The sequence below is a fragment of the Bacillus sp. EB600 genome, assembly GCF_024494385.1.
GTDB lineage: Bacteria > Bacillota > Bacilli > Bacillales > Cytobacillaceae > JAEVLT01.
Window position 1 is genome coordinate 1 of record NZ_JAEVLT010000026.1, and the last position, 19,732, is coordinate 19,732.

Sequence of the window (19,732 nt, forward strand, 5' to 3'; positions counted from 1 at the left end):
TCTCAGCGCCGATGGTAGTTGGGACGCAAGTCCCTGTGAGAGTAGGACGTTGCCAGGCTGTTTTACTTAATATGAGCAAAACATTTTAATTTCTATTGTCGCGGGGTGGAGCAGTCCGGTAGCTCGTCGGGCTCATAACCCGAAGGTCGCAGGTTCAAATCCTGCCCCCGCAATAAACCATTTTTTGAACGAAGAATGCGAAAAAAAGCCTCAGTATACTTGCTGTGGCTTTTTTCGTGTTTACTTTGTATTCTGCCATTTAAACAATCGATTGTTTAAATATTATTCGAAACTAAAATGAAGTAAATATTTTCCATGAAAATTAATATTGGTGAAAATTATTTACATTTATTTTTTATTATGCTATATTTCGCATGAAACCGCTAACTATAGATTCTGAATATAGAAGGGAATAGATTAAATGATAACTGATCATATAAGTAATTACGATTTGTATAAAGGTATAAATGAAAAGGTTGATCAAGCAATTGCCTATATAAAAAGTACAAACTTTGAGAATTTAGTCAAGAATACGTATAAGGTTGATAGGGAAGAGCTCTTTTTCAATCTTTTGGAATATGAAACGAAAGATGCAGAAAACCGCTTTTGGGAATCCCACAAAAAGTATATCGATCTTCACTATATATTGGAAGGCACTGAATTTATCGGCTATGAACAGTTTGAACGAATGAATATCAAAGAAGAATATAATACTGCAGATGATTATTATCTTTTGGAAGGCAGCCTGCATTCAAAGGTCCGGCTCCAAAAAGGGGATTTCATGATTTGTTTTCCAAATGATGTTCATATGACAGTAATTAAAGTGGATGAACCGGAAAAGGTAAGGAAGATTGTATTTAAAGTCAAAATATAGAGGGGATATTGTGAAGATAAAAGAAAGGTTATCTGTGGATGTATTGGTGGTGGGCAGCGGCATTGCGGGTTTAAAGACAAGTATGGAGCTATCGAAGGATGGGCATAAGGTTTTAATGGCCACAAAAACACAACTTTGCTCTGGTTCGAGCTTCTATCCGTTAAAAGCCTCCCTGGGAACACAGGTTACAAAGGACAATGACGACAAGAACGTATTTTTACAAGATATCGAAGATGTAAGTCATAATATGCATGATAGAGAAATGGCCAAAATCTATGTTGAGGAGATCGCTTGCCGGGTAAACGAATATGAGGAAATAGGGATTCAACCAACTAAACTTTCAGATGATCGAAAAGCTTGTTTTGCCAAACATGGCAGAAAGATTTATATGCTGAAAGACTGGAATAAGATAAGAGAAAATGTCAAAGAAATTTTGTTAGATCATCCAAATATAATTGTTATGGAAAGATCAGTGGTTATTTCTTTAATAAAGAAAAATGGAAAAATCGCCGGAGCATTCCTTTTAGATAAAGAAGATAATCTCATTTTGATCCAATGCAAAGCAGTGATTTTGGCATCGGGCGGATTTGGCAACATTTATAAGCACAATTTGAATCCAAATGATGTGGACGGGTCTGGGCATATACTTGCTCTTGAAGCTGGGGCAAGCCTGATTAATATGGAATTTATTCAATTTATTCCTGGCTTTACAACGCCAAAGTATAAGACATTATTTGGGGAGCATACGTTAACGTACTGCAAAGATTTTGTTGATGGAGAAGGGAACAGTATTTTAGAACGATTTCTTCCCGACGGGGTGTCAAAACAAGAGTGCTTGGCAGTTAGAAGCACACATGGTCCCTTTACGAACTCATTAGTTTCTAAATACTTTGATATCGCCATGATGAAAGAAATTATCAATACAAAAAGTGAAGCAGGTTTTGAGCTTGTTTATAATAAAGATATTTATGAGGATAAACGGGATTTCTATTCCATCTATTTAAATTGGTTAAATGAAAGGGGAATCAACCTTTTAAAGGATAAGGTGAAAATTGCCCCATTTGCCCATGCTAGTAATGGTGGAGTAAAAATAGATAGTTTTGGTAGAGCAGGGGTGGAAGGACTCTATGCCGTTGGTGAATTGGCGGGCGGTATTGAGGGTGCAAATCGGCTGGGGGGAAACTCCACAGGGGCTTGTATGGTATTTGGCAAACGTACTGCAGAGGATTGTTCTGAATATGTTAAGCAAAGCGATTACCTGGACATTGATGAACAGGGAGAAATTGATAAATTAAATAAACAGGTAGCCTGTTTTTCAACCGGGGTCCATGAATCGTTAACTCCTAATGAAATCATGGATGCTATTAGGGATATTATGTGGTACCACGGGAATATTATCAGGAACGAAGAGAATCTCTCATCCGCCATTAAAAAAATAGATGAATTACATTACTCCTTTAATATGAGTTTTTATTTTACTAAGGACGGGGAACCCAAAAGTGCCTTTAAGGCAAGAAATTTCTTGCTACTTTCCAAACTTCTTTTGATGGCAATGCTAGAAAGAAAGGAAAGCAGGGGAGCTCATTATCGAGAGGATTATCCACAAGAAGATGTAAGGTTTAACAAAAGATTGTTTATTTCTTTAGAGGATCATGAAACGAAACTTAAATTTCAATAAGATAAAAAACCTTATTACATTATTTTGTAATAAGGTTTTTCAATAGGTTCTTTTTTTAAAATAAAGACAGGACTTAATAGGTGGGTAACATTAACTCGTGATTAGTGGATTTTTTTTTCATATTTTATAAAAATGAAGAAAATTATTTACAATATAATTTCAATATGCTATATTTTGTTTGTAAACGTTATCAAAAATTATTTTTAGGTGGGGAAGAGAAAAAATGACATTAGAAAAATTTAAAGGTATATTTCCTGCTTTTTATGCTTGCTACGATGATCAAGGAGAAGTATCTGAGGAACGAACAAAAGAACTTGGTACCTATTTATATAACAAAGGAGTGAAAGGCCTTTATGTAGGCGGAAGCTCAGGAGAATGTATATATCAAACGATTGAGGAGAGAAAAGCCACACTGAAATACGTTTCAGAAGCCCTAAAAGGGAAACTCACTTTAATTGCACATGTTGGTGCACCTTCAACAAGGGATAGTGTGATTTTGGCCAAGTATGCTGAAGAACTTGGATATGATGCCTTGTCGGCTATTCCTCCAATTTATTATAAGCTTCCTGATAGCTCGGTTTATAAGTATTGGACTGAGATTGTAGATTCAACTGAACTGCCATTTATTATTTACAATATTCCACAAACAACTGGCTACAGCCTTTCTATTAATCTTTTTAAGAAGATGTTAGAAAATAAAAAAGTTATCGGGGTAAAAAATTCCTCGATGCCAGTAATGGATATTGAAAGATTCAGAGCCGCTGGCGGGGAAAATATTATTATCTTTAATGGACCAGATGAACAGTATGTTTCTGGAAGATTAATTGGTGCCGATAGTGGTATTGGTGGAACTTATGCAGTGATGCCAGAACTACTTTTGCAGGCTGAGGCATTTGTATCCACAGGAAATTTTAATGACGCAAGAAGAATTCAAAGAGATATTAATGATATCATTATCGCCTTATGTTCGCTTAACGGTAATATGTACTCTGTAGCTAAAGAGGTACTTAAATTACAAGGAGTAAACGTTGGAAGCGTAAGAGGGCCATTAGAACCGGTAACTGGAGAAGATCTAAACAAAATTGGTGAAATAAAAGAGATGATTGAAAGCGCTATAAAAAAATATTTAAAGTAATCAATAAAAATAGCTTTCACATCTTGATGAAAAAGGACATCAGCTTTTAGTAAAGCTTGACTTTAATCAATTATAAAATATTTTATAAAGGGGAGAAATATATGATAAGAAAGCGTATACTTGCAACCGCTTTATCTGGAGTGCTTGCCCTCTCAGCCTTGGCAGGATGTGCTGCTAAAGACACTAGTAAATCTGATCAAGGAACGAAAGCAAAAGAAAAAGTAGCATTATCACTTTGGTTAACTCCACAGTGGAAGGGAGTTATGGGCCCTACTGAAAAAGGAGCAGACTTTGATAGCTTCTTTAAATATGCAGCAGACAAGTTTTCTAAGCAATACAAGGATTATGATGTGAAAGTTAATGTGCAGGTTGTTGCAAGTGATCAAAGAGATGAGCTTCTTAATGTGAAGCTAAATGGCGGAACGCCTCCGGATATCTTCTTTGAAAATACTTTCGCAATGGGAGATTACGCACATCGAGGTGCATTAGTACCATTAAATGATATTGTTGATGATTCTGCTAAGAAAGATATCGCTAAGAGCTATTGGGATAGCGTTACCTTTGGGAAGGACATATATTTCTATCCATTCTCACATATGCCAGGTACGTTAGTTTATAACGCAGACATGTTTAAGGCTGCAGGGCTTGATCAGTATGTTGGTGGAGAGAATGAAATTAAGACTTGGACCTTAGCTGATTATGAAAAAATTCTTAATACGCTAAAGACAAATTTACCTAAAGATAAATATCCAAATGCCTATCCAATGGCTCTGTATGCACTAAATAATCAGGGAGACACATGGAATTTGGCTTATTTAAGAATGTTTGGGAATAAATTCTTTGATAGTAAAGGAAATATTGCCTTTGATGATTCCAAAGGTGTTAAAGCTGCAAAGTGGTTAAAGAAGATCCATGATGAAGGTTTAACGAACCCTGGTGCAGAATCAGTTTCTTCAAATGATACTCTTGCAATGTTCCAGAATCAAAAGCTGGCAATAAGCTTTACAAATTCAGTTTTATTTAACAATGCAAAAGCTGACATGGCAAGTGGAAAAGCTCCTAAGTTTGATATAAGACTAGCAAATATTCCATCTGAAAGTGGAAAACCACTAACATTTACTTACGTGTCTGGTGCTGCTGTATTTGATACAAAAGACAAAACAAGAATCAAGGTTAGTAAGGATTTTGTAAAATTCTTCTCCACTGACCCAGAGCTTGTGAAAGCCTCGAAAAATGGTGTTCCTGTAAGAACTTCTGTTGCAAAAGAGTTCAAGGCGCAAAATCCTTTATTTGCTGCATATGATGCGAACGCTAAATACCTGTTTAACTTTACTGGAAACGTACCAGGATATAGCCAATTAAGACAAGCACTTTATCCAGAACTTCAAGCAATTTACACTGGACAAAAGACTCCTGCACAGGCAGTAAAAGATTACCAGACAAATGGTAATAAGATCATTAAAGATGCAAAAGCAAACTCAGTAATTAGTAATAAATAACCTTCAAGGTAAATGACTTTAAAAGCTAGAGCCCCGATTTGGGGCTTTAGTTTTAGAAAGGTAATGGATACCCATGAAATCTAATAAGCATTCTTTAAAAGCCAATATGACGGGATACTTATTTATAGCACCGCAGCTTTTACTCTTTCTAGTCTTTCTCGTTTATCCAATAATAGAAGGAATAAGGTTAAGCTTATTTAGGATAAATTATCAAAATCAAATCTTTGTTGGATTGGATAACTATCGAACTTTATTTCAAGATCCAGTTTTTATTAAGTCAACGCTTAACACAGTCATTTTTGTTGTCTGTATTGTTGCGTTAACCGTAATCTTTGCTCTTTTTGTGGCTGCTGCAATTTTTGATAAAAATGCTAAATATGTATCATTTATTAGAGGAAGCTATTATATTCCTGTAATGGTTTCTATGGTAGTAATGAGTATGGTATGGAGCTTTTTGTTAAATCCTGCAAATGGACTTATTCCATATGTTGCAAAACAGCTGGAGTTTTCAAATATTAACTTCTTAGGTAATACAAAGACAGTTTTACCGGTTATTATATTTGTAACATTCGCCACTAACGTTGGTCAAGCGATCATTTTGTATATTGCCTCGATGATTGGTGTGCCAAAAGACCTATTTGAAGCAGCAGAGGTTGATGGTGCAAATAAACTTACTATTATCTTTAAAATTCTAATTCCAATGGTTAAGCCAACCACAATCTATATTACAATCATGAATATTATCGCTGTATTAAAGATATTCGTAGTAATCCAGCTATTAACTGGTGGTGGACCAAACAATGCATCAACAACATTAATGTATTTCTTATATAATAATGCCTTTAAGTACAATCAACTGGGTGTTGCTTCTGCTGTAGGTGTCATTATGTTCTTAATTACATTGGTTTTATCTGTTCCACAGTTAAGGGCTATGTTTAAGAAGAATTAGAGGTGATTCAATATGTTGAAGAATAAAAGTAAAAAAAAGAGAGAAAAAGTTGATATAATTGCCAATATTGTCGTTATATTCTTTGCAGTGCTAAATTTATTTCCTCTTTATTGGCTGTTAACAAGCTCATTAAAGAACAGCTCTGACGTTATAAAAATGCCGCCAGATTGGTTTCCAAAAACCTTTACCCTAAGTAACTATGTAGATGTTTTTCAAAGCCATCCAGCATTAAGATGGACCTTTAATAGTATAGTTGTATCCCTAGTGACAACTGTGGCCGTCATTATCGTTAGTTCGCTGGCAGCCTATGCCTTCTCAAAACTACATTTTAAAGGTAAAAATGTCATTTATATTATCTTTATTTCCAGCCTAATGGTTCCAAAAGAGGTTATGATCGTTCCATTATTCAGGATTATCCAGAACCTTGGAATGGTTAATTCACTTAATGGGATGATTTGGCCTAACGTAGCCACTGCCTTTGGCGTATTTCTGCTTAAAGGATTCTTTGATACAATACCGGACTCTTTAAGGGAAGCAGCAAAAATGGATGGTGCAAGTGAATTTTATATTTTCTATAAAATTATCATGCCTATCGTTAAACCTGGTATTGGCGCTTTATTTATCCTTAATTTCGTTCAAGTATGGAATGACTATCTATGGCAGTTAATCGTTGGCCAAGAAGAGAACTCGAAAACCCTAATGGTTGGTATTGCAACATTAATGCAGGATTTAAATCCGAACTTTGCCTATAAGATGGCAGGGGCAACAGTAGCTGCAGTTCCAATGATACTAATTTTTATTTTCTTCCAAAAGTATTTTACAGAGGGATTAACAATTGGAGCAGATAAGGGATAAATTCAAGCGTGGAGATGTATACAGATGAATAACAAAGACAATGTATTTGAACTCATAAAAAGAAAATTAATCGTTTCATGTCAAGCCCTTCCTGAGGAGCCTCTTCATAGTCCATATATCATGGGGAGAATGGCATATGCCGCAATGCTTGGCGGAGCAGGTGGAATTAGAGCCAATAGTGTTGAAGATATCCAAGAAATTAAAAAAACAGTTCAGTTGCCTATAATTGGTATTATTAAAAAGGTATACGAAGGGTCGGAAGTATTTATTACGCCCACTTTAAAGGAAATAGATCTTCTTTATAGGGAGGGGGTAGATATTATTGCCCTTGATGCTACGAAAAGGATTAGGCCTGACGGCAAGACTATAAGTGAAGTCTTTCCTCAAATAAGAGAAGAGTATAAAGACCAAATCTTTATGGCAGATTGCTCTACCTATGAAGAAGCAAAAGAGGCGTATAAGTTAGGATTTGATTACTTAGGGACAACTTTAAGCGGATATACCGAATATACGAAAGGTAAAAATTTGCCCGACATAGGATTAATTGGAAGATTAACAAGAGATTTCAATATTCCAATTATCGCTGAAGGTGGAATCTGGACTCCGGAGCAATTAAAGGATATCTTTGATCTAGGAGTGCACGCTGCAGTCGTTGGAACAGCTATAACCAGACCAATGGAGATTACAAAGAAGTTTCTTAATGCGATAAAATAATTTAGAATAATAGATTCCAAAAATAATAACCATTTAGAGCATAGATCCCTAGGCCCCTGAGAGGGGATTTATGCAGCACTAATGATTTGCGTAGAAGGTGAATGGTATGAAAATATTAGCGGCTGATATTGGTGGAACATCAATTAAGCTTGGCATCTCCGATCATGAAGGAACGATAGAGACATTCAAAGAATATGATTCAGAAAGTAAAAAGGGTGGAAAGCATTTAGTTGAAAAACTAATTAATATAATAACTGAATTTCAAGGTTTTGATGCGATAGGCATAAGCACCGCTGGGCAGGTTGATTGTCATGAAGGAACGATTATTTATGCCAATGAAAATATTCCAGGCTATACAGGTACTAGGCTAAGATCTATTTTAGAAGAAAAATTTATGGTCCCTGTAAAAGTTGAAAATGACGTTAATGCAGCAGCCTTAGGGGAAAAATATTATGGGGCTGGAAAGAGTTTCGATGATTTTCTATGTTTAACTTATGGTACAGGTATCGGCGGTGCAATTATTATCGGCTCTGAAGTTTATAGGGGACATAATGGAGTTGCAGCTGAATTTGGACATATTATTACCCATCCTTTTGGAAATCAATGTAACTGTGGTCATAAAGGATGCTATGAAACCTATGCCTCAACAACAGCATTAGTGAAAAAAGCGCAAGAAATAGACTTAGATTGTGTTAATGGCAGAGCCATTTTTGAGAGAATTAATCAAGGAGATAGTAGATTTGAAAGCCTGCTTCATGATTGGGTAACAGAGGTGGCCTTGGGACTAACTTGCCTTATTCATATATTTAACCCGCCAGCCATTATTGTAGGCGGGGGAGTAATGGAACAGGAAAAACTTGTCGAGATGGTTTCAAGAAGAGTAAAAGAGTTAACCATGAAGAGCTTTTCTGACACTAAAATAATTAAGGCTTCTTTAGGAAATAAGGCTGGAGTTCTTGGCGCAGTATCTCTTCATGTAAAGGATTAATAAAAGAGGTGTGAAATGGCAAAAATTGACATTTGTTCACTCGTTCGTTCAAGATACAATTCATTTACAAATACGGAAAAAAAGGTTGCAGACTACATTCTTGAAAATATAAAGAACGTAATCTACATGTCGATTACGGATTTAGCGGACGCTTGTAATGTAGGAGAGTCCAGCGTTTTTAGATTTTGTAAAACCATGGACCTTAAAGGATACCAAGAGTTTAAAATAGCTTTAGCTCATAGTTTATCTCTAGAAGAAGAAACCCCGCAACTGTCTAATGAGATTACCATGCTAGATACAATAGGGGAACTATCTTCAAAGATATTATCTACAAATATTGGTGCGCTTACAGAAACGTTTAACCTTATTAATGAAAATGACATTTCTAATGCCATCGATTGTATGATAAATGCAAAAAGAATTCATTTCTTTGGTGTAGGTGCTTCTTTAATGACAGCGATGGAAGCAAAGAATAAGTTTATGCGGATCACGAATAAAACGGAGTGTTCCCTAGATTCCCATCTTCAAATCATGTCAGCTGCATTGTTAACAGAGGAGGATGTTGCAATCCTTATTTCTTACTCAGGTTCAACTAAAGATACTATTGAAGTCGCAAAGGTAGCAAAAGAAAGAGGAGCAAAGATTATTTCGATCACAAGATTTGCAAAATCACCATTAACAAATTGCTCGAATATCACATTGCTTTGTGGTTCAAATGAAGGGCCTCTTCAAGGTGGAAGTCTGTCTGCAAAGATATCGCAGCTTTACCTATTAGATATACTTTATGCTGAATATTTTAAAAGAACATACAAAGAGTCTGTTCTAAATAAAGAAACAACTGCAAAGGCAGTTATTGAGAAGATGCTTTAATAATAATGGTACTAAACATTTGTTACTATATCAAATGATGAATTTGTGAAAAAACGAGTTTAACCGGAAGGGAAGTAAAATTTGATGGTTCCGAAGGTTAGTCCTATTTTACTTAAGGGTATTCAAGTTTATACAGAAGGAAAAGTAATTGATAGTGGATATATAAAAATAAAAGAACAAAAAATAGAAGATCTAGGATCAATTGAGAATCTTACAAATGAGGATAAATATAAGGTAGTTCAGGTTCCTCCATATTATAAAGCAGTTCCTGGTTTCATTGATGTCCATATTCACGGGGTTAATGGGGCTGATGTAATGGATGCAACGCAGGAAGCGCTGGATACAATGGTTACTGCACTTCCGAAAGAAGGGACAACCAGTTTCTTAGCCACTACGATGACACAGGAAGCTAAGCAGATTGAAGCAGCGTTAAAAAATGCCGGACAATATATCCATGAAAATCAAACTCCGGGTAATGCAGAAATACTTGGGATCCACCTTGAAGGTCCCTTTGTAAACAGCAAAAGAGCAGGAGCGCAGCCGGTACAATATATTATTGATCCTGACATTGAAGTTTTTAAAAAGTGGCAGTCTCTTTCAAATGGAATGATTAAACAAGTTACTTTAGCTCCTGAGAGACCTGGTGGACTAGAAATGATCAAATACTTAAAGGAGCACAAGATCACTGCTTCTATTGGTCATACGGATGCTACGTATGAAGAGGTAATTGAAGCAATTGCAGCAGGTTCCAATCAAGTAACACACCTTTTCAATCAAATGAGCGGGCTGCATCACCGTAACCCGGGTGTCGTCGGTGCTGCATTTTTAAGGGATGAATTAATAGCGGAACTGATTGTTGATGGCGTCCATGTCCGACCAGAGGTGGTAGAGCTTGCCTACAAACAAAAAGGGAAAGATGGATTACTATTAATAACCGATTCCATGCGGGCAAAGTGCTTGAAAGACGGTCATTATGACCTCGGAGGCCAAGATGTCACTGTTGAGGATGGAAAAGCCATTCTTGAAGACGGGACCCTTGCAGGCAGCATATTGAGATTGGGCACAGCGGTTAAAAATGTTCAAACCTATACAGGATGTTCCCTTAAGGATGCAATTGAAATGGCTTCAGTGAATCCTGCTAAGCAACTAAATGTTTTTGACCGAAAAGGCAGCATTGCAGTTGGAAAAGATGCAGACATCGTTATCCTTGATGATCAATTTGATGTTTTTATGACAGTATGCCGGGGAGAAGTGGCTTTTAAAAAGGAGGGGAAATGAAGTGAAAATAATTGAAGTCAAGAATTATCAGCAAATGAGTAATAAGGCGGCTGAATATATCATTGAAAAGGTTATTAAGTATCCAAGCATTACACTTGGTCTTGCTACTGGCGGAACACCAATTGGAACTTACCGAAAATTAATTGAAGATCATCAAAAAAATGAAACCTCCTATCAGAAGGTTACTACCTTTAATTTAGATGAGTACATTGGACTTTCAGGAGAAAATAAAAATAGCTATCGTTATTTCATGAATGAACAGCTGTTTAATCATATTGATATAAAAAAAACGAAGACTTATGTTCCTCGCGGTGATGTGGATGATGTGCAAAAGGAATGTCTTTATTATGAAGAATTACTAGCTAAACACGGCGGCGTTGATCTTCAAATTTTGGGTATAGGCAGTAACGGCCATATTGGCTTCAATGAGCCTGGAACTTCATTTGAATCTAAAACCCATATTGTGAATCTCACCCCCTCGACGATACAAGCGAATGCAAGATTCTTTAACCGGGTGAAAGAAGTTCCTACTAAAGCAATTACAATGGGGATTTCAACGATTATGAAAAGTAAAGAAATTTTATTGTTGATTTCAGGTGAAACAAAAAGAGATGCTCTGTTCAGACTCTTAAATGGAGATGTGAATGAAAGTTTCCCAGCCTCTGTTCTGAAAAACCATCCATCCGTGACAATAATTGCAGATGAGGCTGCTGTTGCAGATATAAAAATTCAATGTTAACTTTAAAATGGTCCCTTTTGTGACCCTTTTTTTGTCACTATCATGTGTATAAGCAAACTAATTACTCCTCAGCCGATCAAAGTGAGGCGGATTTAAAGAGGAACAACCCCGTTAGTCTCGAGGTTGTTCCTTGATTCCTATTATCAGTTTTCACCGGCATGCCTGATACGTAATTCAGTATCAACATCAAAGAAGTGTGCTTTGTTCATATCAAACGCGAGCTCTAATGTATCGCCAGGTTTGATATCTGTACGGGAATCAATCCGGGCGACAAAGTCTTGGCCGCCAAAGTTGGAGTAGATCATTGTTTCCGCGCCTGTCAATTCAGAAACATCAACATGGGCAGAAAACTTAGATCCGACAGATGCATCAATGAAAAGCGGCTCATCATGAATATCTTCTGGTCGTACGCCTAAAATGATTGGTTTATCAATATAGCCTAGTCCACGGAGATTTTTCATTTTACCCTCTGGAACGGACACCGAAGCATTTCCAATAATAAACTTTCCATCTTCAAGTTTCCCTTTAAAAAAGTTCATGGCTGGTGATCCAATAAATCCCCCTACAAAAACATTTTCCGGCTTTTCATATACTTCTTTAGGTGCTCCAACCTGCTGAATAATTCCATCCTTCATGACAACTAAACGGGTTGCCATAGTCATTGCCTCAGTTTGGTCGTGGGTAACGTAAATTGTAGTCGTTTGCAGGCGGCGGTGAAGCTTTGCAATTTCAGTACGCATCGCAACACGTAGTTTGGCATCAAGGTTAGAAAGTGGTTCATCCATTAAGAATACCTTAGCATCACGAACAATCGCACGTCCTAAAGCAACACGTTGCCTTTGTCCGCCTGAAAGTGCTTTTGGTTTCCGGGTTAAGTACGGATCTAAGCCAAGGATTTTTGCTGCTTCATTTACACGACGGTCAATTTCGTCCTTTGGAAATTTACGGAGCTTTAATCCGAATGCCATGTTTTCGTATACAGTCATATGGGGATAAAGGGCATAGTTTTGAAATACCATTGCAATATCACGGTCTTTGGGAGCTACATCGTTGACTCTATTTCCATCAATGTAAAAATCACCTTTAGAAATCTCTTCAAGTCCTGCAATCATCCGTAAAGTTGTCGATTTTCCACAGCCTGATGGTCCAACAAACACGATAAATTCTTTATCCTCAATATGCAGGTTAAAATCTTCTACTGCCGTAACTTTATTATCATAGATTTTATAAATATGATCTAATACTAATTCAGCCATTTGAAAAGCCTCCTTGAATACTTGCTTATGATAGTAGTTTATCAAGAAGTAAGCGCTTAATGGTATGGACAAACTGCATAAAGTTCCTTTGTGCAGTTTTACCGACTGTTTATTCTTTTCCTCAAAAATAATGCATGCTAAAGACAGTAAAGCCTCACAAAAGCCCTTAAATTGGATTCCGGTTTTTTTAGTGAAATTAGTCAAGAAGGTATTGTTCAAGGGAAATTTTGAAACGATCAAGCATTTTTCATTCAATAAAGGATACTTCGATCATCAAGCCTTTTTGCTCAAATCCCGAAAATCATGTAAACTACAGGTAGCCATTGGTTCCTTAGGCACGACCTAAGGTTTTTTGCACGTTATAAAAACGCTTATTTTGAAATAAAAGGGTATAGGCTATAATTAAAAGGTGATCAAAATGAATCCATACACAATCAATACAAATGATGAAGTTCAGACTTCCCAACTTGCGGAACGGCTGGCCGTCCTCCTTCAACCAGGTGATGTAATTGCGCTGGAGGGAGATCTTGGTGCCGGTAAGACGACTTTTACAAAAGGGCTGGCAAAAGGACTTGAAATTAAAAGAACCGTTAATAGTCCGACATTTACGATTATTAAAGAGTATCACGGAAGGCTCCCATTGTATCATATGGATGTATACCGGGTCGAAAATGCTTTTGAAGACTTGGGATTTGATGAATACTTTGAAGGTGATGGCGTTACGGTAGTGGAATGGGCTCATTTAATTGAAGAGCAGCTGCCGGCGGAACGGTTGACGATCTACTTTTATCACGAGGAAGATAACAATCGAAAAATTGAACTAGTTCCGGTTGGAAAAAGATATGAGCAATTATGTAAGGAGATTTTCTCATGACAGTTTTAGCGATTGATACTTCTAATCAAGCATTAGGAGTGGCGCTTTTAGATGAAGATAAGATCATTGGTGAGTATATCACGAATATGAAAAAGAACCATTCAATTCGAATTATGCCGGCTATTCAAATGTTAATGAAAGACTGTGAACGTACTCCAAGGGATTTAAGCAAAATTGTTGTCGCAAGAGGGCCGGGTTCCTATACCGGTTTACGGATAGGGGTAACGATTGCGAAGACAATGGCTTGGTCGTTACATCTTCCGCTTGTTGGAATTTCCAGTCTGGAAGTTCTCGCTGCTGGAGCAGGCCGTTATTTTGATGGAGTTGTGACGCCACTATTCGATGCACGCAGAGGACAAGTTTATACTGGCGTATATCATTTCCAAAATGGACAACTCGAAGCCATTCAGAGTGATCAATTGGTTATGGTAGCAGAATGGGCTGAAAAATTAAAATCGATCGAGAAGCAAATTCTGTTTATCGGAAGTGATTTGGCTATTCATCGCCCGACAATTGAAGGAATTCTAGGTAGACAAGCACTTTTTGCGGAAATAACAGAGAATAATCCTCGACCGTCTGAGCTTGCTTTATTGGGGAAAAATAAGCCAGGTGAAGATATTCACTCTTTTGTTCCGAATTATATTCGGTTAGCAGAAGCCGAGGCAAAATGGTTAGAAGCAAAAGGACAAAAATAAACAGGGATAGGAATAGAGAGAAATGGATGAATCAATCGTTTTTCGGTTTATGAGGGAAGAGGATATTGACCAGGTGTTAGAAATTGAGCATGCCTCCTTTGCAACACCTTGGAGCCGTGAAGCTTTTTATAATGAACTTAACATGAATAAATTTGCAATTTATATTGTACTTGAAATTGACAAAAAAGTTGTCGGGTACTGTGGAGTCTGGATAGTGGTTGATGAAGCGCATGTAACAAACATCGCCATATTACCAGACTATAGAGGCAAAAAACTGGGAGACGCTTTAATGCAGAATCTCTTTGAGGTTGCCAAAACGATGGGGGCAAAAAGCATGACACTTGAAGTGCGGGTTACGAACTATATTGCCCAATCGCTATATCGGAAATTTGGTTTTCAGAATGGCGGTCTACGTAAGAATTATTATACAGATAATCATGAAGATGCATTAGTAATGTGGGTGAGATTATGAAAAAAGACCAATTGGTAATGGGAGTCGAATCAAGCTGTGATGAAACAGCGGTAGCGATTATTAAAAACGGCCGGGAAATCGTTGCAAATGTTGTCGCCTCTCAAATTGAAAGTCATAAGCGCTTTGGCGGGGTCGTTCCTGAAATTGCCTCCCGCCACCATGTTGAGCAAATAACAATCGTGTTAGAGGAAGCGATGAACCAATCAGGTCTTACCTTTGCTGACCTTGATGCGATTGCCGTTACGGAAGGACCAGGGTTAGTCGGGGCTTTATTAATTGGCGTAAATGCTGCAAAAGCGCTGGCATTTGCCCATGATATTCCGCTTGTCGCTGTCCATCATATTGCTGGACATATTTATGCGAACCGATTAGTCTCAGAAATGAAGTTTCCGCTTATCGCCCTTGTGGTGTCAGGAGGCCATACAGAGTTGGTTTATATGAAGGAGCATGGTCACTTTGAAGTAATTGGGGAAACAAGAGACGATGCTGCTGGTGAAGCTTATGATAAGGTTGCCAGGACATTAAATTTGACGTATCCGGGTGGTCCGCAGATTGACCGTTTAGCACAGGAAGGAAAACCTACAATCGATTTGCCAAGAGCGTGGTTAGAGGAGAATTCCTATGATTTCAGCTTTAGCGGTTTAAAATCAGCCGTTATTAATACGGTTCATAATGCAGAACAACGCGGTGAAAAAATTGCACCAGAAGATTTGGCTGCCAGCTTTCAAGCAAGTGTGGTGGAAGTACTCGTAACGAAAACAGAAAAGGCAGTAGCAGAATACGGCGTGAAGCAAGTATTGTTAGCAGGAGGAGTTGCTGCCAATAAAGGCTTACGAACCGCTTTAAGTGCCGCTTTTGCCAATAAAGAAGAAATTGAATTGGTTATTCCTCCTATATCGTTTTGTACAGATAACGCGGCTATGATTGCTGCTGCCGGAAGTATTATGTATGACAAAGGAAAACGTGCTGAATTATCGTTAAATGCTAATCCAGGACTTGAAATTGAAAAATATAATGACTGATTTTTCCTTAAAAGAGCCAATGTGTTTCAACATCCATATATAGCATGAGGGTAATTCACTGATTGCTAAATATGGTTAGCGATAACAACTTTGGTTCTTTTTTTGTGGATAACTTAAAAAATTTAATGAGGTAACAAATGAATAATGTTGATAAACCGAACTAGTCCTGTTGACAATGTGGATAACTTTAACGATTTCTGTGGATAATGTGGAAAACCTTTTGGAAAGTTGGAGATTTACCTTTTTAACTGTGGATAACTTTGTGGAAAAAAGGCGGGAATTGTTTCCCGCCTTGTTACTGTCTAGGAAATTATAAAATAATAACCTGTGGATAACTTTTAATGAAGGTAATAAAGGAAAAAGTTGATACTCTTTCGAAAGCTTACCCGTTTATTCCTCCGCCAACTCTGCCCACTCGTCCATGAGCTTCTCTAGGTCTGCTTTGGATTGTTCATTTATTTCAGTAATCGCCAATACTTTCTCGTGATCTTGGAAAACACCCGGATCACAAAGCTGTTGTTCGTATTCGCCAATCATTTCTTCAAGCTCTTCAATTTTTAATTCAAGTTCTTCAAGCTTTCGTTTCCGCTGCCTTTCTTGCTTTTTACTTTCTTTATCTTGTTGATAGGTGGTCTTGTCCTGCGGATCTGATATTGCCACAGCTTTTGTTGATAATTTTTCCAGCTGCACGAGTTCTTCTATCTCGGTTTTCTTTTCAACATAATAATCATAATCGCCGAGAAATTCTGTGCTGCCTTCATTACTCAATTCTATAACCTTGGTTGCAATTCGATTAATAAAATACCGGTCATGCGAAACAAATAAAATTGTACCGGGGTAATCAATTAAGGCATTTTCGAGTACTTCCTTGCTGTCGAGATCAAGATGGTTGGTAGGCTCGTCCAAAATTAATAAATTTGCCTTTTCCAACATTAACTTTGCCAAAGCAAGCCTAGCTTTCTCGCCACCGCTTAAGGTAGAAACAATTTTTAAGACATCGTCACCAGAGAATAAAAAGTTACCTAGAGTGGTGCGGATTTCTTTTTCCGGCTTTAATGGATAATCATCCCAAAGTTCGTTCAATACTCGTTTGTTGGATGTTAATTCAGCCTGCTCCTGGTCGTAGTATCCAATTGATAAGTTCGATCCATATTGAACGGAGCCTGAAAGGGATGGCTGCTTTTTAATGATTGTTTTCAGCAAGGTTGACTTTCCAATCCCATTAGGACCAACAAGGGCAATGCTTTCACCTCTGGAAACGCGAAAAGAGATGCCTTCGGAAACCTTTTTACCGGAATAACCAACAGTTAGTGAATTTACCTTCAACACGTCATTTCCGCTTTGTTTTTCAATCTCAAACGAAAAGGAGGCTGATTTTTCATCACCAAGAGGACGGTCCATTCTGTCCATCTTTTCAAGCTGTTTACGGCGGCTTTGGGCTCTCTTTGTGGTTGATGCCCGAGCCAAATTCCGTTGGACAAAGTCCTCTAAATTAGCAATTTCTTGCTGTTGTTTTTCAAAAAGTTTCATGTCACGTTCATAATTAGCTGCTTTTTGGTCTAAATAAGTACTGTAGTTGCCTGTGTATTTCTTGATATGGTGGCGGGATACCTCATAAACCTGGTTAACCACCTTATCAAGAAAGTAACGGTCATGAGAAACAATTAAAATAGCACCGTCATAGCCTTGGAGGTATTGCTCCAGCCAAGAGAGGGTATCGATGTCTAAATGGTTCGTAGGCTCGTCTAAAATGAGAATGTCAGGCTTTGTTAATAAGAGTTTCCCTAAGGCAAGCCGTGTTTTTTGTCCGCCGCTTAGACTTGATATCAGTGTAGAAGGATCGTGGAAGTTTAGGCCATGCAGGACAGAGCGAATATCTGCTTCGTACTGGTAGCCGCCAATCTCCTTAAATTTCACCTGCAATTGATCATATTCTTTAAGAACTCTTTCATATTTAGCCTGATCGTTGAAAACATCGGGATCAGCCATTTGTCCCTCTAATTTCCTCAGGTTCTTTTCCATCATTTGAACAGACTCAAAAACCGTCAGCATTTCGTCCCAAATCGATAACCTAGATTCTAAACCAGTATTTTGTGCTAAATAGCCAATTGCGACTTCTTTTGGTTTGATTATTTCACCATCATCATGGGATAGCTGTCCAGCTATCATCTTGAGTAAGGTCGATTTTCCAGCACCGTTACGTCCAACAAGTGCAACACGGTCCCTAGTTTGTAATTCAAGCTTTATATTCGATAAAATAAGATCAGCACCATAATATTTTGACAGTTGATTTACTTGTAATAAAATCATTTTTTTTCACCTCAAGTACTAGGAATAGTTTACCGTATTCCGGAGAGGTCGGCAATAAAGCTGTTGACCAGAGAAATAAGAAAATAAGCCGGGAGAACTATTTTTTATGACTAAACGTTCAAAGTTTCACACACATTTAGGATAAAATAGTGTATGATTTGTAGGGAGGAATATTTATGGCAGAATTCACACACTTCAATGAAGAAGGCAGAGCAAAGATGGTAGACGTAAGTGATAAGCCTGAAACAGCCAGAACCGCGCTTGCCCATTCAAGTATTACTGTAAATAAAGAAATATTTGACAAGATTACAAATAATGAAATAAAAAAGGGTGATGTATTAGCCGTAGCCCAAGTTGCAGCAGTTATGGCAGCAAAGAAAACATGGGATATTATTCCTATGTGTCATCCAATTCCTCTAAAAGGAATAAACATTTCATTCGCTTGGGAAAAAACTGATTCCGAGGCATATACATTAATGATTGCTGCAGCAGTTAAAACAAAAGGGAATACAGGTGTTGAAATGGAAGCGCTCACGGCAGCGTCCGTTTGTGCATTAACTGTTTATGATATGTGTAAAGCCGTTGATAAAGGGATGGTAATTGGTCCAACCTATTTGGTAGAAAAAACAGGCGGCAAAAATGGTGATTTCAAGCGAACTCAGCAAATTTAATAATGAGAATGAATTAATTCGAGCGGGGTGAAGAAGACTTATGAGTAATGAAACAACGAAAATACCACAAGCAACAGCAAAACGGCTCCCCTTATATTATCGTTTTTTAAATGCCTTACATTCCTCCGGAAAACAAAGGGTTTCATCAGCAGAATTGAGTGAAGCGGTTAAAGTAGATTCTGCAACGATCCGCAGAGACTTCTCTTATTTTGGAGCATTAGGAAAAAAGGGTTACGGTTATAATGTAAACTACTTGTTATCTTTCTTTCGAAAGACTCTTGACCAGGATGAGTTAACAAAAGTGGCCTTAATTGGGGTCGGGAACCTGGGTACAGCATTCTTAAATTACAACTTTATGAAAAATAATAATACAAAAATAGATTGTGCTTTTGATGTTTCCCCTGGAAAGGTTGGAACCAAGATCGGGGATGTAACAGTCTTCCATATGGATGACCTAGAAAAGCACTTACTAGAAGAGAATATTTCCGTCGCAATCTTAACGGTTCCAGCACCGGTTGCCCAACAAATTACGGATAGTCTCGTAAAAGCGAAGGTTAAAGGCATTTTAAACTTTACTCCAGCAAGATTAAACGTCCCTTCTACAATTAGAGTCCATCATATTGACTTAGCAGTAGAGCTCCAATCACTTGTTTATTTCCTAAAGCACTATTCAAACGCAAGTGAAGTTGCAGCAGAAGTAGAAGTTGAGGTTGAAAAAGAAGTCGAAGTTGAAGAAGAAATATAAGTAATGAGAAGGCCTATTCACTAATACGTGAATGGGTCTTTTTTAGCGTAAAGAAGCGTCCGCTTGTACTTTACATTAGAAGTCAACCATTTTTATGTTGTACAGAAG

General features: G+C 37.6%; 19 protein-coding genes and 1 tRNA gene. 18 read left to right on the top strand and 2 right to left on the bottom strand.

Translation table 11 applies throughout. From position 1 onward, the window contains the following. Positions 1 to 99: 99 nt before the first annotated feature. The 12 genes from JN080_RS20475 to nagB all read left to right on the top strand — a co-directional run bounded on the left by JN080_RS20475 (position 100) and on the right by nagB (position 11,579). Positions 100 to 173 (top strand) — tRNA-Met (locus JN080_RS20475). 248 nt (positions 174 to 421) lie between these two features. Then, positions 422 to 874 (top strand): NanQ anomerase/TabA/YiaL family protein, encoded by a 453-nt coding sequence (locus JN080_RS20480; protein ID WP_256237834.1) that lies wholly within the window; start codon positions 422 to 424, stop codon positions 872 to 874. Between the two features lie 10 nt (positions 875 to 884). Further along, positions 885 to 2,552: an FAD-binding protein gene (locus tag JN080_RS20485; RefSeq protein WP_256237835.1), complete on the top strand. Its 1,668-nt coding sequence runs from the start codon at positions 885 to 887 to the stop codon at positions 2,550 to 2,552. Between the two features lie 223 nt (positions 2,553 to 2,775). Next, positions 2,776 to 3,687 carry a dihydrodipicolinate synthase family protein gene (locus JN080_RS20490; protein WP_256237836.1) on the top strand — a complete coding sequence of 304 codons (912 nt, stop codon included), beginning with the start codon at positions 2,776 to 2,778 and terminating at the stop codon, positions 3,685 to 3,687. A gap of 101 nt (positions 3,688 to 3,788) precedes the next feature. Next, positions 3,789 to 5,186 carry an ABC transporter substrate-binding protein gene (locus JN080_RS20495; RefSeq protein WP_256237837.1) on the top strand — a complete coding sequence of 466 codons (1,398 nt, stop codon included), beginning with the start codon at positions 3,789 to 3,791 and terminating at the stop codon, positions 5,184 to 5,186. Between the two features lie 73 nt (positions 5,187 to 5,259). Further along, entirely contained in the window at positions 5,260 to 6,135 is an 876-nt protein-coding gene (locus JN080_RS20500) for a carbohydrate ABC transporter permease (RefSeq protein WP_256237838.1), read from the top strand. A 12-nt stretch (positions 6,136 to 6,147) separates the two neighbouring features. After that, positions 6,148 to 6,990 (top strand): carbohydrate ABC transporter permease, encoded by an 843-nt coding sequence (locus JN080_RS20505; RefSeq protein WP_256237839.1) that lies wholly within the window; start codon positions 6,148 to 6,150, stop codon positions 6,988 to 6,990. Between the two features lie 24 nt (positions 6,991 to 7,014). Beyond that, a complete protein-coding gene (locus JN080_RS20510) occupies positions 7,015 to 7,704 on the top strand; it encodes an N-acetylmannosamine-6-phosphate 2-epimerase (RefSeq protein WP_256237840.1) in 690 nt (229 codons plus the stop codon). 106 nt (positions 7,705 to 7,810) lie between these two features. Then, positions 7,811 to 8,692, top strand: coding sequence for an ROK family protein (locus JN080_RS20515; protein ID WP_256237841.1), 882 nt, complete (start codon positions 7,811 to 7,813; stop codon positions 8,690 to 8,692). A gap of 15 nt (positions 8,693 to 8,707) precedes the next feature. Continuing rightward, positions 8,708 to 9,562, top strand: a complete 855-nt coding sequence (locus tag JN080_RS20520) for a MurR/RpiR family transcriptional regulator (RefSeq protein WP_256237842.1) — start codon at positions 8,708 to 8,710, stop codon at positions 9,560 to 9,562. 84 nt (positions 9,563 to 9,646) lie between these two features. Next, positions 9,647 to 10,840 (top strand): N-acetylglucosamine-6-phosphate deacetylase, encoded by a 1,194-nt coding sequence (nagA, locus tag JN080_RS20525; protein WP_256237843.1) that lies wholly within the window; start codon positions 9,647 to 9,649, stop codon positions 10,838 to 10,840. A gap of 1 nt (position 10,841) precedes the next feature. Beyond that, complete coding sequence (gene nagB / locus JN080_RS20530; RefSeq protein WP_256237844.1) at positions 10,842 to 11,579, top strand: glucosamine-6-phosphate deaminase; 738 nt, start codon at positions 10,842 to 10,844, stop codon at positions 11,577 to 11,579. Between the two features lie 143 nt (positions 11,580 to 11,722). Here the strand turns inward: nagB and JN080_RS20535 are convergent, their stop codons facing one another. After that, on the bottom strand, positions 11,723 to 12,835 hold the full coding sequence (locus JN080_RS20535) for an ABC transporter ATP-binding protein (RefSeq protein WP_256237845.1): 1,113 nt from the start codon (positions 12,833 to 12,835) through the stop codon (positions 11,723 to 11,725). 418 nt (positions 12,836 to 13,253) lie between these two features. Between JN080_RS20535 and tsaE the strand changes: the two genes are divergently transcribed. From tsaE to tsaD, 4 genes are read left to right on the top strand one after another with little or no spacing between them, the layout of a single operon-like run. Beyond that, positions 13,254 to 13,709 (top strand): tRNA (adenosine(37)-N6)-threonylcarbamoyltransferase complex ATPase subunit type 1 TsaE, encoded by a 456-nt coding sequence (tsaE, locus tag JN080_RS20540; RefSeq protein ID WP_256237846.1) that lies wholly within the window; start codon positions 13,254 to 13,256, stop codon positions 13,707 to 13,709. After that, complete coding sequence (gene tsaB / locus JN080_RS20545) at positions 13,706 to 14,404, top strand: tRNA (adenosine(37)-N6)-threonylcarbamoyltransferase complex dimerization subunit type 1 TsaB (protein WP_256237847.1); 699 nt, start codon at positions 13,706 to 13,708, stop codon at positions 14,402 to 14,404. The genes tsaE and tsaB overlap by 4 nt, the downstream gene beginning before the upstream one ends. 22 nt (positions 14,405 to 14,426) lie before the next feature. Beyond that, entirely contained in the window at positions 14,427 to 14,876 is a 450-nt protein-coding gene (gene rimI / locus JN080_RS20550) for a ribosomal protein S18-alanine N-acetyltransferase (protein WP_256237848.1), read from the top strand. After that, positions 14,873 to 15,898 carry a tRNA (adenosine(37)-N6)-threonylcarbamoyltransferase complex transferase subunit TsaD gene (gene tsaD, locus JN080_RS20555; RefSeq protein ID WP_256237849.1) on the top strand — a complete coding sequence of 342 codons (1,026 nt, stop codon included), beginning with the start codon at positions 14,873 to 14,875 and terminating at the stop codon, positions 15,896 to 15,898. The genes rimI and tsaD overlap by 4 nt, the downstream gene beginning before the upstream one ends. Positions 15,899 to 16,288: 390 nt before the next feature. On the opposite strand, the gene JN080_RS20560 is transcribed toward tsaD, so the two are convergent. Then, complete coding sequence (locus JN080_RS20560; protein ID WP_256237850.1) at positions 16,289 to 18,208, bottom strand: ABC-F family ATP-binding cassette domain-containing protein; 1,920 nt, start codon at positions 18,206 to 18,208, stop codon at positions 16,289 to 16,291. Between the two features lie 176 nt (positions 18,209 to 18,384). On the opposite strand from JN080_RS20560, the gene moaC reads away from it, so the two are divergent. Together moaC and JN080_RS20570 are read left to right on the top strand one after the other, a co-directional pair. Then, positions 18,385 to 18,879, top strand: coding sequence for a cyclic pyranopterin monophosphate synthase MoaC (gene moaC / locus JN080_RS20565; protein WP_256237851.1), 495 nt, complete (start codon positions 18,385 to 18,387; stop codon positions 18,877 to 18,879). A gap of 40 nt (positions 18,880 to 18,919) precedes the next feature. Continuing rightward, positions 18,920 to 19,624 (top strand): redox-sensing transcriptional repressor Rex, encoded by a 705-nt coding sequence (locus JN080_RS20570; protein WP_256237852.1) that lies wholly within the window; start codon positions 18,920 to 18,922, stop codon positions 19,622 to 19,624. The last annotated feature ends 108 nt before the right edge of the window (positions 19,625 to 19,732 follow it).